This is a genomic window from Pseudomonas sp. R3-57 (assembly GCF_051132065.1).
Classification (GTDB): domain Bacteria; phylum Pseudomonadota; class Gammaproteobacteria; order Pseudomonadales; family Pseudomonadaceae; genus Aquipseudomonas.
In genome coordinates, this window is sequence record NZ_CP071655.1 from 1863809 (window position 1) to 1877472 (window position 13664).

Here is a 13664-nt window from a genome sequence, read left to right on the forward strand (position 1 = left end):
CCGCGATGAGGCCGGAACATTCACCCACAGCTTCAGGTAATCAACCCTGCTCCTGCTCATACCGATCCAGTGTATCGCTGGCAATCTCTCGCCCCAGCGCGATCAGTTCCGGCGCCTTGTAGAACTCGAAAAACCGGCACACGCGCTTCGGCACGTTGATCAGGATATCCGGCGGGTACCCGGCGATCTTGTACTGCGCCAGCGAGGTCTGCATCACCTCGAAACTCTGGTTGATCAGATCGAGCAGCGAGGCCGGCCCGACGTTGTCGATGATGAACGAACCCGTCGCAGATTTCGGCGCGCCTTCACGCTCGGGCGCGGCGGCCGGTTGCTGGCTTTCCGGTTCGGCGCCTTCGAGCCAGGGATTGATGGCGGCCGCTTCGGCGCGCAGCGCTTCCTGTTCGAGCTTCAAAAGTTGCTCGGCCTGTTTGCGGCGGAACGGCAGCTTCGAGCCCAACGAGTTGATCAAGCTGTCGAAACGCGAGCGGAACGCTGGCGGGCGTTCAATGATCGGCAGTTTGTATTGGCGCTGGTTGGTCGCGTTGAGATTGACCGCAATGATCAGGTCACAGTGGCTCGACACCACCGGCACGATCGGCAACGGATTGAGAATGCCGCCGTCGACCAGCATGCGATTGCCTTGCATCACTGGCGTGAACAGACTGGGAATTGCCGCCGAGGCGCGCATTGCCTGATGCAGGCAGCCTTCCTGAAACCAGATTTCCTGTTGGTTGGTCAGGTCGGCGGCGACGGCGGTGTAGGGGATGCGCAAATCTTCGATATTGATCTCGCCGACGATCTTGCGGATCTGCCCGAAGACCTTTTCGCCGCGAATCGCGCCGAGGCGAAAGCTCACGTCGACCAGCCGCAGCACATCGAGGTAGTCGAGGCGCTCGATCCAGTTGCGGTATTCATCGAGTTTACCGGCGGCGTAGATCCCACCGACCACCGCACCCATCGAACACCCGGCGATGCAGGCGATTTCGTAACCGCGTTTCTCGATTTCTTCGATGACGCCGATATGGGCATAGCCCCGGGCGCCACCGGAACCCAACACCAGTGCGACTCGTTTTTTCATCCAGCTTCCTCCCCGGCAAGCATTGCACAATGCACTGATCGCCGGGCTGGCTCAATCGTCGAGGTCGCTGAGCGCGGCGCTGACGTCGTTTTTTTGAGCTGGCAACGCGCTTCGGCGCTATCCTTCAGCCGCTTGTTTCATGCGCCGGCAAGGCACTTTTTCGCCGCCTGACCGTCTTACCTGCACGATTGTTGACCTACTTTGAGGTGTGAGTGATGAAAGCCTGGATCTGTGTGCCGATGTTGGCGCTGGCATTGGCCGGTTGCGCCGGTAAAACCGCTTACCGCGACAGCTGTGGCAGCCAGCTCGACGCCGCCTGGCACGAGCTGGATCTGGCCAAGGCCGAAGGCTTTGCCGGCACCGTCAGCTACTCCAAAGCCTTGTCGCTGCTGACCGCGGCCAAGACTCAACAGCAATTCGAAGGCTTTGAAGGCTGCAGCAAGAAAGCCGAGAAAGCGCGCTTCTACATCCGCGAATCCCGCGCAGGACGTTAAAACAGCAGCTGCAAGTTTCAAGCGGCAAGCCGCAAGCTAAAGGCGGACGCGCTCAGCCTGCAGCTTGTAGCTAAGAGCTTGCAGCTGTCTACGGAGTAGACCCCCATGATTGACCGGTTGGTGGCTCATATCCTGAGTCTGGAAGTGCGATTGCTGGCCTGTCAGGCGCGCATGACGGCGAGAACCGATCCCGAGGCGCTGCACGATTTGCGTACCACCGTGCGACGCTTGCGCAGTCTGTTACGACCGCTGCGTGGCTTGCCGGGTGTCGAACAGCTTGAAGGCGCCGCGTCTGCCGTCGGTGAACTGACCACGCCGTGGCGCGATCGCGAAGTGCTGGCGGCGTATCTGCTCAAACATGATCAGCCGCAAGCCGCCGAGCGCCGCATGGCGCAGATGGCCGAGGCCTATCCAGCGTTGGCGGCGAGCAACGAAGTGGCGTCGTTGATGATGATCCTCGATGCCTTTCCGCGTTTCCTGCGCGCTTCTCAGCATCAGGGCCTGCTCAAAGGCCTGGATAAACGCATCGAAAAACGCCTGGGCAAGCAATGGCAGAAACTCGACGAAGCGCTGCACGATCCTGCCCATGATCGCCACCGCCTGCGCCTGTTGATCAAGCGCGTGCGCTACGGGATCGAGGCCTATCCCGAACTGGATCGTTTGCCCGCTACGGCTTACAAGCGCTTGAAGTCGGCGCAGGGTGCGCTGGGTGACTGGCATGATTGCTGGCAGTGGCTGGCGAAGGCCGAGCTGGAAGCCGATCTGCAACCGTGTGTCGCCGCTTGGCAGGCAGGTCTGATCAAGGCAGAGCTGAAGGCTGATCAAGTGCTGGAAAAGCTCGATGCCGACTGCTTCAAGTCTTCCTGAAACAACTGCATTCCCTGTGGGAGCCAGCCTGCTGGCGATGGCGGTTGCATGCCGACGTTGTTCTGCCTGACACACCGCCATCGCCAGCAGGCTGGCTCCCACAAGGTTTTTGCAGTGGCCTGAAACGCGCCTAGGCCTTTCTGTCAGCCCATTTGACCGGAATAGACGCTGCGGCGCGCGGCGGGTCTGGTTAAGATCCGCGCATCCCTTTTCCGCTTGCCGAGGTTGCCATGCGCTTTTGCGATCTGCTCGATGCTGTCCGCCAACAACCTGAAGTGACAATTCCTGCCGAATGGGGCCAGGGCCGAGCCAGTTTTGGCGGCCTGGTGGCTGCGCTGCAATATGAAGCGATGCGCGGCAAAGTGCCGGCGGAGCGCCCGGTGCGTTCGCTGGCAATCACTTTTGTCGGCCCGGTCGAGCCGGGCGTGCCGGTGAGCTTCGAAGTCGAAGTGTTGCGTGAAGGCAAAGCCGTCAGCCAGGTGTTGGGCCGCGCGTTGCAGAACGGTCAGGTGGTGACGATCGTGCAAGGCAGCTTCGGTGCCTCGCGGCCTTCGCAGGTAACGGTCGAAGCGTATCCGGCGCCGTCGATGAAACACTGGGACGAATGCCAGGAGTTGCCATACATCAAAGGCGTAACGCCGGAATTCATGCGGCATCTGGCGATGCGCTGGAGCGTCGGCGGCATGCCGTTCACCGGCATTGCGTCGCGCTTGATGGGCGGTTGGGTACGTTTGCGTGGGGATGTCAAAGAGGAGCCAGTCAACGAGGCGCATCTGCTGGCTCTGGTCGATGCCTGGCCGCCGGCGCTGTTGCCGTATCTGAAGAAACCTGCACCGGGCAGCACGCTGACCTGGACCATCGAATTCGTGCAGCCGTTACACGATTTGAGCACGCTGGACTGGTGCCAGTACCTGGCCGATATCGAATACGCCGCCGACGGTTATGGCCATGTCGCCGCCAAGCTGTGGAGCGCGAAAGGCGAGTTGATTGCCATGAGTCGGCAAACCGTGACGATCTTCGCCTGAGTCAATGCCGACGGTGGCGCTCACGCCAGGCGCGCCACCAGCCGCCACTTAAAAAGAATCTCGGAAAGGTCAGAAACTGCTCGACCAGCAAACGCGATACCGCATCTTTGCGATCACTGAACGGCTCGGAGGCTTGCGCCTCCAGGCTGTGTCCGTGGCGCTGCAGACCCAGCGCCGCGACAATCCCGATCACGCCGATGGCCACGCTCGCCAGACTCAGGCTGAACACCCCGGATACGATCAACAGAAACGCCACGATGAACAGCGGCACGGCAATCAGATGCAGCACCAGATTGGTCGGATGCTGATGATTGCCCGGGTAGGCGCGCCATTGCCACGCGGGAAGGTTGGGGTGACGTTTGCCCATGTTGCTACTCCTCGATCCATGTTTGAACTCATGGTTGAAGAATAGGCCCGGGCGTGCCGGGCGGCGAATCAAGGTTGGCTATTGCAATGATAGCGGCAATGACCCTTTTCGATGTTGACCGATATGCCGCCATCGCGAGCAGGCTCACTCTACATTTGGAATGCGTTCTCCTGTAGGAGTGAGCCTGCTCGCGATAGGGCCATCAGAGTTTCAACTGACCGATCACCTTGTTGAGTTCCCCGGCCAACGTCGCCAACTCATTACTGGTGGTCGCCGAATCCACCGTTTGCTGCACGGTGTTTTCGGTCACATCACGAATGCTCACCACCGCGCGGTTCATTTCCTCGGCAACCTGGCTCTGCTGTTCCGCCGCCACGGCGATCTGCGTGTTGCTCTCGCGCATCTGCGCCACCGCCCCGGTGATGTCCGCCAGCGCCTCGCCAGCCTCCTGCGCCTGCTGCACGCAATCGTCAGCCTTGTACGAACTTTCCTGCATGAAATCCACCGCATCGCGGGTGCCGGCCTGTAATGCGGAAACCATGGTGGTGATCTCGTCAGTCGAGGTCTGCACCCGTTTGGCGAGGTTGCGCACCTCGTCGGCGACCACCGCAAAACCCCGGCCCATCTCACCGGCGCGCGCGGCTTCGATGGCTGCGTTGAGGGCGAGCAGATTGGTCTGTTCGGCGATGCTGTGAATCACGCTGACCACGCCGTTGATCTTCTGGCTGTCTTCGGCGAGGCGTTGAATCATTTGCGCGGTCTGCTGCACGCCGCTGGATAAACCGGCGATCGAATGCTGCACCCGGGCGACCACTTGCTGACCGCTGCCGGCGAGGCCATCGGCGGTCTTCGACAGGTCGCGGGTAGCGCCAGCGTGCTGGGCGATGTGGTGAACCGTGGTGGTCATTTCATTGATCGCGGTGGCCGCCTGATCGGTTTCGCTCTGCTGGCCGAGCATGCCGTGACGCACCTCGTTCATGCTCGACGCCAGCCGCGCTGCGCCGACATCCAGTTGCCGCGCCGTATTGGCGACGGTGCTGACCACACGTTGATAACCGGCCTGCATGGCGTTGAACGCATTGGCCATTTGCCCGACTTCATCTTTGCCAGCCAGCGGCACCCGCGCGCTGAGATCGCCGCTTTGCTCGACATGCAGCATGACGTCTTTGAGAGTGTTGAGCTGGCTGAGCAAAAAGCGGATCAGCAATTGCGAAGCGCCGAGCATTGCCAGCATCAGGATGAACACCGCCACCGCGTAATGGGCAAAACGCACGCTGAACACCTGGCTCAGGCTCGGCCCGTAGGCGACCACCGCAACCTGTTCGCCGTCGGCACGACTGAACACCTCGGCGCCCAGCAACGGGTTCTTGCCGAACAAGGGCAGGGCATTGATCTCGTTCCAGCCATTGCTGCCGGTGATTTCCAGCAGCGGCTGACCGTTGAGCCGCGGTGCTTCGCCGTGTTTAAAGGTCAGCACATGCTCTACTTTGGGCAGCGGCTGGCCCGACGGCCAGGCCTTGAGTAACTGCGCCTGGGCCTGCGCGGACGTCTGCGCCGCGTGGCTGCGCGCCTGCTGCTCAAGCTGCACGGCGTACAGCACCAGCAGCAGAGTAGTGACAAAGGCGACCGCATTGACCGCCCAGAATTTGTATTTCAGCGAGATATTGCTAAGCCAGGCACCCATGGAGGTCTTCTCTGATAGCGGAAACAGTTTTGGCAAGGTGCCATTATTATGCCGCTACGCAGGCGCGAGACCTTGATATGAATCAACAGACGGCGCGGTCCCGCTTTTATGTAGGAGTGAGCCTGCTCGCGATAGCGGAATATCAGGCAAAAAATTTGTTGACTGACCCACCGCTATCGCGAGCAGGCTCACTCCTACATGGGGATAGCGGTGTGTCAGGGAAGGGTGAGCAGGTTGAAAAACGCCCGTGCACACGCGGTGGTATGCGCCGCCAGATCCTCTTCGCTCTCACCGCGGTGCAGCGCCACTTCGCGCAGCACTTCAGTCAGATAGGCCGGTTCATTGCGGCCGTTTTTCGGCTTCGGCCGCAACGTGCGTGGCAGCAGATAAGGCGCATCGCTTTCCAGCATCAAGCGCCCGCGTTTGATCTCTTTCACCAGCGGATGCAAGTGCGTGCCGCGGCGCTCGTCGCAGATCCAGCCGGTAATGCCAATGTGCAGGTCGAGGTCGAGGTAACTGAACAAAGCTTTCTGCTCGCCGGTGAAGCAATGCACCACGGCAGCGGGCAGATGATCGCGAAAATCCTTGAGGATATCGAGCAGACGCTGGCTGGCATCACGCTCATGCAGGAACACCGGCATTTGCAGTTCGACGGCCAGCGCCAAGTGCTCTTCGAGGACCTTTTCCTGCTGCGGACGCGGCGAGAAATCACGGTTGAAATCCAGCCCGCATTCACCCACCGCGACCACATTGGTTTCGTTGAGCAGGCTGCGCAGGCGTCGCGCGCTGTCGGCGTTCCAGTCGCTGGCCGAATGCGGGTGAATGCCGGCGGTAGCGAACAGCCGCTGGCCGCTGGCATCCAGTTGCTGACACAGCTCCAGCGCCTGTTCGCTGCCTTCGACGCTGGTGCCGGTCAGCACCAGTTGGCAGACGCCGGCTGCGTAGGCGCGCTCAAGCACCGCCGCGTGTTTGTCGGCGAAACTGGGGTTGGTCAGGTTGACGCCGATATCGATGAGTTGCATGGTGCTACCTCGGGCCGAAGGCCGGAAAGCATACCAGAGCTGTAGATTCATAAGAAAAGCCAAGAACTACAACGACTTATGGCTGTCTGTTGAGGCCGCGAGAGTTCCAGGGTGGCGGCAATGCCATCACTGTGCCAGTCTCTCGCACTTTACCAGCGCTCCAGGCGCTCTGTTTTCGTCGGTGATTTCAAAAGAAATCACCCCGTATTCTTTTCGGAGAGTGGATGCATCGTCCCTCGATTTTGCTGCTGTTGTGCGCCTCGCTGCTGCTGCCGCTGACGGCGCTTGCGCGCCTGCCCGGGCCGCTTCAAGCCGTGCCGGCGGCCAAGGTCCGTGACCTGTCCGAGATCCGCAGCAGCCGTGTCCTGCGGGTGCTGGTCAATCAGAGCCGCAACAGCTCCGGTGAGGTTCAAGGCCAGGCCATCGGCGTCGAATACCATCGCCTGCGCGCCTTCGAACAATATCTTAACGGCCATGCCCGCGACGGTCAGGAAGTCACCCTCAAGATCATTCCCAAGGCCAAGGACCAGTTGCTCGGTGCCTTGCAGCGTGGCGAAGGCGACATGGTCGCACCCGGTGAATTGATGGACTTGCCGGGTGGCTATTCGGTTTCCAGCAGCGAGCCGATCGCCCGCGACGTGCCGTTGGTACTGGTCGGGATCAAGGGCCAGCGGCGCTACACCAAGGTCGAACAGCTCTCCGGCAAGACCCTGGCGTTGCCCACCGGCAGCGCGGCGGGGGAGGCGGTCAGTCAGCTCAATCAGAAACTGGCGCTGCACAAACTCGCGCCGATCAACATCGAATGGGTCGATCCGACGCTCGCCGTGGAAGACGTGCTGGAAATGGTCCAGGGCGGGATTTTTCACCTGACCATCGTCGAGCAACCGATTGCCGAGCGCTGGGGCAAGATCCTGCCCAAGCTGCGTCTGGATCGGCAGCTGGTCATCAGCGAGCCGGGCGAGGAACACTGGTTCGTGCGCCGGGATGCCTCGATGTTGCGCGCCAGCATCGATCGTTTTCTGAGCGGCTACAAGAAACCGTCGAACGAAGACGCCGCATTTCTGCGCATCTATCGACGCCTGTACCAAGTCCACTATCCGTTGGCCAAGGCCGACCGCCAGCGTCTGGAAAAACTGCGCCCGACCCTGCAGAAACATGCCCAGGCGCAGAACATGGACTGGCTCAATCTGGCGGCGCTGGCGTTCAAGGAATCGCGTCTGCAACCCAATGCCCGCAGCGGCAGCGGCCCGACCGGCCTGATGCAGATCACGCCGTCGGCAGCCCAGCGCGTCGGCGTCAGCAATATCCAGAATCTCGATGCCAATGTGCAGGCCGGGGCCAAGTACCTGGCCATGATCCGCCGCAAGTTCTTCAGCAGCCCCAAGCTCAACGAGCGTGAGCGCATGGCCTTCACGCTCGCGGCTTACAACATCGGCCCCGAGCGCGTGCAGGGCATGCGCGCCGAAGCCCGGCGCCGCGGGCTCAACCCTAATCAATGGTTCTTTCAAGTCGAGCGCATTGCCATGGAGCAAGTAGGAATGGGCGCCGTCAGCTATGTTAATAGCGTGAACAAGTACTACTTGGCGTACGACCGGGAACGGGAGTCGTTGGAGCCCGGCTCGCAAAAAGTCGTCTCAAGAAAATAATCTAATAAATCGATTGGTATGGCGGATTTTTTGCGCTTTTAACATGGAATTTATTGATTAATATAGCGGCCAACCAACACATACCACCTCTCGCAACAACAAGGAACGCCCCATGAGCTCTCTGATCAACAAAGTACTGTTTACCCGCGCTGGCTACGGCCTGACTGTCCTGCGCATCGTTGTCGGCGTGATCTTCGCCGCCCACGGTTCGCAGAAGCTGTTCGGTCTGTTCGGTGGCTACGGTCTGGCAGGTACCGCGCAGTGGATGGAAAGCATCGGGCTGACTCCGGGCTACCTGATGGCGACACTGGCTGGCGGTACCGAATTCTTCGCCGGTCTGGCGCTGATCATTGGCCTGCTGACCCGTCCGGCGGCGCTGGGTCTGGCGTTCCTTTCGCTGGTCGCGATCTTCTCGGTGCACATCGGCAACGGTCTGTTCATGGCCAACAACGGTTACGAGTTCGCCCTGGCCTTGCTGGCCGGCAGCATCGCGGTGCTGATCGAAGGCGCCGGCAAACTCTCGGCGGATCGCGCCATCGCCGGTTGAGCGCTCTATCTCAAGGCAAAGGCCCGCATTGTGCGGGCCTTTTTTGTTGCGGGCGATTGTTGACACTGGTCGGTCACGTTATCTAGGATGTTGCCCATGCGCCGATTTAAACAGCTACTTGCGGGGCGCCAGGTGACTCAGACAGTTGCCGTCAGAAGCCGGAACAGGGCTTCGAAATACCGCTAAAGCGCTGGTTCGGTGTTGCCTCTCACCTGCCATGCAGACTTTTGAGGCAGAGACACGACACGATGAATGCACTACGCCCTCCAGCACGTCCCGCACCGATCACGGCGCACATCACCCAGCGCAATCCAAAAATTCTGCTTGGCGGCAAACATCAGCCGACGCTGTTGCGTTATCTGGATGGCTGGCCACGTCGCAGCGGCGGTCCTGCTGCATTCCTGATCCAGTTTGTCGACGACGGCGAATCGCTGTCGCGGTTTGCCAGTGACAGTTTCGATCTGGCAGTGATTCAGGCGCCGAGCGCGGATGAAGCGCCGGAAATGATCAAACAACTGACCCGCGTAGCGCGGCAGGGCCTGATCACCCGGCGCTGAAGCGCTTTACGGATATTCAATCTCGACGATGTAAACCAGCTGCTCGCCGGTCGGCGTCTGTACCCGGACTTCCGCGTCCAGCGCCTTGCCGATCAAGGCGCGGGCCAGCGGCGAATCGATGCTGATCAGGCCGAGTTTCAGATCCAGCTCATCCGGGCCGACGATGCGGTAGCGCGATTGTTTGCCGTCTTCGTCTTCGATGGTCACCCAGGCGCCGAAGTAGACCTTGTTCGGATCGCTGGGTTTTTCACTGACGACTTTCAGCGCTTCCAGGCGCTTGGTGAGAAAGCGCACGCGACTGTCAATCTCGCGGAGCATCTTCTTGCCGTAGGTGTATTCGGCGTTTTCCGACCGATCGCCTTGCGCCGCCGCCTCACTGACCGTTTGTGTCACTTGGGGGCGGCGCACATGCCACAACTCATGGAATTCGGCGCGCATCCGCGCTTCACCTTCTGGGGTGATCAGCGCAGTGCCGGCGGTGCGGGGAGGGCGATAACGGCTCATGGCAACTTCTTGTGAGAGAGACCGCCGGAGTCTATCAACCCTCGCGCAACACTGTCAGCGGGCTTGCGTTCAGCGCGCGACGAGTACCGAACACACCGGCTCCGCCGATCAGAACCGCACCGATCAATGGCAACACCAGCAACCACGGATGCGGATGCCACGGCAGGTCAAAGGCAAAGCGATACAACACCAGGCTCACCACTTCCGAACCGATGGCCGCGAGCAAACCGCTCACCGCACCGAGCAGGCCGAATTCGATACGCCTTGCCTTGATCAGCAGTTGCCGCTCGGCCCCCAATGCACGCAATAGCGCACCCTGGCGAATGCGTTCATCCAGCGTCGCCTGCAAACCGGAAAACAGCACCGCCATCCCCGCCGCCAGGACGAACAACAACACGTACTCCACCGCCAGAGTGACCTGGGCGAGGATGCTGCGCAGTTGCTCGAGCAATGCCTCGACCTGAAGAATCGTTACCGCCGGGAAGGTCCGCGACAGTTCGACGATCTGCTGATCATGACCCGGCGCCAGATAGAAACTGGTCAGGTACGTCGCCGGCAGATCCTTCAAGGTGCCGGGCTGGAAGATCATGAAGAAGTTCGGCTGGAAGTTGTCCCAGTTGATCTCGCGCAGGCTGGTCACTCGCGCTTCACGGTTGACCCCGCCGACGCTGAACACCATGTGATCGCCGAGTTTGAGCTTGAGGCTTTCGGCGACTTTGCCTTCGACCGAAACACCCGGTACGTCGTCGCCGGGCTGATCCTTCCACCATTCACCGGCGGTGAGCTTGTTGCCGGCCGGCAGGTCCGCCGCCCAGGTCAGGCTCAAATCCCGTTGAATCGCGCGATCACCCGCCGAATCCTTGCTGACGATTTGCTGCACCGCTTCGCCGTTGATGCTGATCAGGCGTCCCGGCACGACCGGATAGAGTGGTGCGGCTTGCGCGGAGACTTTGATCAGGTGATCGGTAAAGGCTTGTTTGTCGCCCGGGAGGATATTCAGCGCGAAATAGTTCGGCGCGTTTTTCGGCAGCTGGTTCTGCCAGGTGTCGAGCAATTCGCCGCGCAGCAGGGCGATCAGGGCCATCGACAGCAGAATCAGACCGAATGCCAGTGACTGACCCGCCGCTGCCAGCGGATGGCGCAGCAGTTGTCCCAAGCCCAGGCGCCACGGCAATGAGGCACGGGCGAGCATGCGCCGCAAGCTTTGCAGCAGCAGCAACAGCAAGCCACCCAGGACCAGTGCCGCCACCACACCGCCGCCGAGCAGGGCGAACGTCAGCAACAGATCCAGGCTCAGTCGCCACATGATCAGGCCCAGCGCGCCCAACGCAGCGCCGTAGACCATCCAGGTGCTCGATGGAATCGGCAGCATGTCACGTCGCAACACCCGCAGCGGCGGCACGCGACCCAGTGCAGCCAGCGGCGGCAAGGCAAACCCGGCCAATGCCACCAGCCCGGTGCCGATCCCGGCAAGCGCCGGAAACAGCCCGCCCGGTGGCACATCGGTCGGCAGCAAATCATGCAGCAATGCGAACAGACCCAGTTGCGCCAGCCAGCCCAACAGCGCACCGCTGAGGGCGGCGAGCAGGCCAAGGACAGTCAGTTGAATACTGAACAACAGCATGGTTTCCCGCCGCGACAGGCCGAGACAGCGCAGCAGCGCGCTGGCGTCGAAACGGCGACTGGCGAAACGATTGGCCGACAGCGCCACTGCGACCCCGGCCAGCAACACCGCGACCAGACTGGCCATGTTCAGATAACGCTCGGCTTTGCCCAAAGCGCCGCCGATCTGTCGGTTGCCGTCGCGCGCGTCCTGAATCCGCTGATTGGCGGCGAGCCCGGGTTTGATCAGTTGCCGGTAGGTTTCCAGCGCCTGCGGTTCACCGCGCCACAGTTCGCGGTAACTGACCCGGCTGCCGGGTTGCACGACACCGGTGGCGGCGAGGTCGTCGAGATTGATCATCACTCGCGGCGTCAGGCTGTAGAAGTTGCCGGCGCGATCCGGCTCGTAAGTCAGCACCCGCGCCAGCTTCAGGGATTTCATACCGACGTCGATGCTGTCGCCGATTTTCAGATCCAGTGCGGTCAGCAGACGAGCCTCGACCCAGGCTTCGCCGGGTTGCGGTTCGCCGCCTACTTCTTCGGGGGCGAAGGGGACGGCCGCGCTTTTCAGTTCGCCGCGCAATGGATAGGCGCGGTCGACGGCCTTGATGCTCGACAACTGAATGCCATTGTCGGTCGCGACAACACTGGAGAATTCCACCACTTGCGCATGCTGCAGGCGCAGTTCAGTGCCGCTCCTGATCTGTTCTTCGCGTGCCGGTGAGCTGCCCTCCAGCACCAGATCGGCGCCAAGAAATTCGGTGGCGCGCAGGGTCATGGCGCCATTCAGGCGGGCGCCGAAGTAACCGATGGCGGTACTTGCCGCGACGGCCACCACCAGCGCAAAAAACAACACGCGCAACTCGCCGGCGCGGGCATCGCGCAACAGTTGGCGAATCGCGAGACTGCACAGACGCAACAGCGGCAGGCGCACCATCAAGGCTCCAGAGGGGCGACCAGTCGCCCGGCTTCAAGACGGATCAGGCGCCGGCAACGATGGGCCAGGCGTTCGTCGTGGGTCACCAGCACCAGAGTCGTGCCGCGCTCCTTGTTCAGATCGAACAGCAAATCGCTGATGCGCTCGCCGGTATGGCTGTCGAGATTGCCGGTCGGTTCGTCGGCGAACAGCACGTCGGGTTCAGCGGCGAAGGCGCGGGCGATGGCGACGCGTTGCTGCTCGCCACCAGAGAGCTGGCGCGGCGAGTGCGTCAGGCGCTGGCCGAGACCAACACGCTCGAGCAATTGCGTCGCGCGCTCACGGGCATCTTTGCGGCCGTCGAGCTCCAGCGGCAGCATGACGTTTTCCAGGGCATTGAGGCTGTCGAGCAATTGAAACGACTGGAAGACGAAACCGACGTGTTCGGCACGAATGCGCGCGCGCTGATCTTCGTCGAGATTGCTCAGGCCTTGTCCGGCGAGCACCACTTCGCCGCTGCTCGGCAGATCGAGACCGGCAAGCAGGCCGAGGAGGGTGGATTTGCCCGAACCTGAGGCGCCGACGATGGCCAGGCTGTCGCCCTTGTTCAGTTCCAGGCTGAGTTCGTGCAGGATAGTCAGTTCACCTTCCGCGCTGGCAACCACTTTACTGAGGTCCTTCGCGGTGAGAATGCTTGCGCCCATGGAGAATCCGATGCGAGTGTGGTTTTTGAGTGCTGGCCTGGCCTTGATGTGCATGGCCCAGAACGCAGCGGCGGGTACGGTCCTGATCGTTGGCGATAGTATCAGCGCCGGTTTCGGACTGGATACCCGCCTGGGGTGGGTGTCGTTGCTCGAACAACGGCTCAAACAGGAGGGTTTCGACGACAAAGTGGTCAATGCCTCCATCAGCGGCGACACCAGCGCGGGAGGCCAGGCGCGGCTGCCGGCGCTGCTTGCAGAGCATAAGCCGGAGCTGGTGATCCTCGAGCTGGGTGGTAACGACGGCCTGCGCGGAATGCCGCCAACACAATTGCAACAAAATCTTGCCTCGATGATCGACAGCTCGCGCCAGGTGGGCGCCAAGGTACTGTTGCTCGGCATGCAATTGCCGCCCAATTACGGCAAGCGTTACACCGATGCGTTTGCCGAGGTCTACGGCAAGCTCGCCGAGGAGAAAAACATTCCGCTGGTACCGTTTTTCCTCGAAGGCGTCGGCGGCCATCCGGACCTGATGCAGGCCGACGGTCTGCACCCGGCAGCCGGGGCCCAAGGCAAGTTGCTGGAAAATGTCTGGCCGACGCTAAAACCGCTGTTATGAGGCTTTTCTAGCGGCAGGCTTTCGGCTAATGTGGC

14 protein-coding genes are annotated in these 13664 nt (G+C 61.3%); 7 read left to right on the top strand and 7 right to left on the bottom strand.

Annotated elements, in window-relative coordinates:
* Positions 1-40: 40 nt before the first annotated feature.
* Positions 41-1078: a patatin-like phospholipase family protein gene (locus J3P93_RS08505; RefSeq protein WP_332767487.1), complete on the bottom strand. Its 1038-nt coding sequence runs from the start codon at positions 1076-1078 to the stop codon at positions 41-43.
* 215 nt (positions 1079-1293) lie between these two features.
* On the opposite strand from J3P93_RS08505, the gene J3P93_RS08510 reads away from it, so the two are divergent.
* From J3P93_RS08510 to J3P93_RS08520, 3 genes are all read left to right on the top strand, one after another.
* The gene (locus J3P93_RS08510) at positions 1294-1572 is read left to right on the top strand and encodes a hypothetical protein (protein ID WP_434596554.1); all 279 of its coding nucleotides are present in this window, start codon (positions 1294-1296) and stop codon (positions 1570-1572) included.
* A 105-nt stretch (positions 1573-1677) separates the two neighbouring features.
* Positions 1678-2439, top strand: a complete 762-nt coding sequence (locus J3P93_RS08515; RefSeq protein ID WP_434596556.1) for a CHAD domain-containing protein — start codon at positions 1678-1680, stop codon at positions 2437-2439.
* A gap of 230 nt (positions 2440-2669) precedes the next feature.
* The gene (locus tag J3P93_RS08520) at positions 2670-3464 is read left to right on the top strand and encodes an acyl-CoA thioesterase (RefSeq protein WP_434596558.1); all 795 of its coding nucleotides are present in this window, start codon (positions 2670-2672) and stop codon (positions 3462-3464) included.
* A gap of 1 nt (position 3465) precedes the next feature.
* On the opposite strand, the gene J3P93_RS08525 is transcribed toward J3P93_RS08520, so the two are convergent.
* From J3P93_RS08525 to J3P93_RS08535, 3 genes are all read right to left on the bottom strand, one after another.
* Complete coding sequence (locus J3P93_RS08525) at positions 3466-3831, bottom strand: Mpo1-like protein (RefSeq protein WP_007908547.1); 366 nt, start codon at positions 3829-3831, stop codon at positions 3466-3468.
* A 202-nt stretch (positions 3832-4033) separates the two neighbouring features.
* On the bottom strand, positions 4034-5515 hold the full coding sequence (locus J3P93_RS08530; RefSeq protein ID WP_434596561.1) for a methyl-accepting chemotaxis protein: 1482 nt from the start codon (positions 5513-5515) through the stop codon (positions 4034-4036).
* Between the two features lie 215 nt (positions 5516-5730).
* Entirely contained in the window at positions 5731-6537 is an 807-nt protein-coding gene (locus J3P93_RS08535) for a TatD family hydrolase (RefSeq protein WP_434596562.1), read from the bottom strand.
* 224 nt (positions 6538-6761) lie between these two features.
* Between J3P93_RS08535 and J3P93_RS08540 the strand changes: the two genes are divergently transcribed.
* From J3P93_RS08540 to J3P93_RS08550, 3 genes are all read left to right on the top strand, one after another.
* Positions 6762-8183 (top strand): transglycosylase SLT domain-containing protein, encoded by a 1422-nt coding sequence (locus J3P93_RS08540; protein WP_434596563.1) that lies wholly within the window; start codon positions 6762-6764, stop codon positions 8181-8183.
* A gap of 112 nt (positions 8184-8295) precedes the next feature.
* Complete coding sequence (locus tag J3P93_RS08545; protein ID WP_093099599.1) at positions 8296-8730, top strand: DoxX family protein; 435 nt, start codon at positions 8296-8298, stop codon at positions 8728-8730.
* Between the two features lie 248 nt (positions 8731-8978).
* Positions 8979-9287 carry a class I SAM-dependent methyltransferase gene (locus J3P93_RS08550; RefSeq protein WP_434596565.1) on the top strand — a complete coding sequence of 103 codons (309 nt, stop codon included), beginning with the start codon at positions 8979-8981 and terminating at the stop codon, positions 9285-9287.
* Positions 9288-9293: 6 nt separating this feature from the next.
* Here J3P93_RS08550 and greB read toward each other — a convergent pair whose 3' ends face one another.
* The 3 genes from greB to J3P93_RS08565 are packed head-to-tail and all read right to left on the bottom strand — an operon-like array spanning position 9294 to position 13013.
* A complete protein-coding gene (gene greB, locus J3P93_RS08555; RefSeq protein WP_434596566.1) occupies positions 9294-9791 on the bottom strand; it encodes a transcription elongation factor GreB in 498 nt (165 codons plus the stop codon).
* Between the two features lie 34 nt (positions 9792-9825).
* On the bottom strand, positions 9826-12330 hold the full coding sequence (locus tag J3P93_RS08560; RefSeq protein ID WP_434596568.1) for an ABC transporter permease: 2505 nt from the start codon (positions 12328-12330) through the stop codon (positions 9826-9828).
* The gene (locus tag J3P93_RS08565; protein ID WP_434596570.1) at positions 12330-13013 is read right to left on the bottom strand and encodes an ABC transporter ATP-binding protein; all 684 of its coding nucleotides are present in this window, start codon (positions 13011-13013) and stop codon (positions 12330-12332) included. The genes J3P93_RS08560 and J3P93_RS08565 overlap by 1 nt, the downstream gene beginning before the upstream one ends.
* 10 nt (positions 13014-13023) lie before the next feature.
* Here J3P93_RS08565 and J3P93_RS08570 point away from each other — a divergent pair, with 10 nt between their 5' ends.
* Positions 13024-13629, top strand: coding sequence for an arylesterase (locus J3P93_RS08570; protein WP_394507224.1), 606 nt, complete (start codon positions 13024-13026; stop codon positions 13627-13629).
* Positions 13630-13664 lie beyond the last annotated feature (35 nt).

What these genes read in the sequence shown, in the direction of transcription:
- J3P93_RS08520 (WP_434596558.1), top strand. Translation starts at nt 2,670, where the DNA reads ATGCGCTTTTGCGATCTGCTCGATGCTGTCCGCCAACAACCTGAAGTG.
- J3P93_RS08560 (WP_434596568.1), bottom strand. Translation starts at nt 12,330, where the DNA reads ATGGTGCGCCTGCCGCTGTTGCGTCTGTGCAGTCTCGCGATTCGCCAA.
- J3P93_RS08550 (WP_434596565.1), top strand. Translation starts at nt 8,979, where the DNA reads ATGAATGCACTACGCCCTCCAGCACGTCCCGCACCGATCACGGCGCAC.
- J3P93_RS08570 (WP_394507224.1), top strand. Translation starts at nt 13,024, where the DNA reads ATGCGAGTGTGGTTTTTGAGTGCTGGCCTGGCCTTGATGTGCATGGCC.
- J3P93_RS08565 (WP_434596570.1), bottom strand. Translation starts at nt 13,013, where the DNA reads ATGGGCGCAAGCATTCTCACCGCGAAGGACCTCAGTAAAGTGGTTGCC.
- J3P93_RS08530 (WP_434596561.1), bottom strand. Translation starts at nt 5,515, where the DNA reads ATGGGTGCCTGGCTTAGCAATATCTCGCTGAAATACAAATTCTGGGCG.
- J3P93_RS08510 (WP_434596554.1), top strand. Translation starts at nt 1,294, where the DNA reads ATGAAAGCCTGGATCTGTGTGCCGATGTTGGCGCTGGCATTGGCCGGT.
- J3P93_RS08525 (WP_007908547.1), bottom strand. Translation starts at nt 3,831, where the DNA reads ATGGGCAAACGTCACCCCAACCTTCCCGCGTGGCAATGGCGCGCCTAC.
- J3P93_RS08515 (WP_434596556.1), top strand. Translation starts at nt 1,678, where the DNA reads ATGATTGACCGGTTGGTGGCTCATATCCTGAGTCTGGAAGTGCGATTG.
- greB (WP_434596566.1), bottom strand. Translation starts at nt 9,791, where the DNA reads ATGAGCCGTTATCGCCCTCCCCGCACCGCCGGCACTGCGCTGATCACC.
- J3P93_RS08540 (WP_434596563.1), top strand. Translation starts at nt 6,762, where the DNA reads ATGCATCGTCCCTCGATTTTGCTGCTGTTGTGCGCCTCGCTGCTGCTG.
- J3P93_RS08535 (WP_434596562.1), bottom strand. Translation starts at nt 6,537, where the DNA reads ATGCAACTCATCGATATCGGCGTCAACCTGACCAACCCCAGTTTCGCC.
- J3P93_RS08545 (WP_093099599.1), top strand. Translation starts at nt 8,296, where the DNA reads ATGAGCTCTCTGATCAACAAAGTACTGTTTACCCGCGCTGGCTACGGC.
- J3P93_RS08505 (WP_332767487.1), bottom strand. Translation starts at nt 1,078, where the DNA reads ATGAAAAAACGAGTCGCACTGGTGTTGGGTTCCGGTGGCGCCCGGGGC.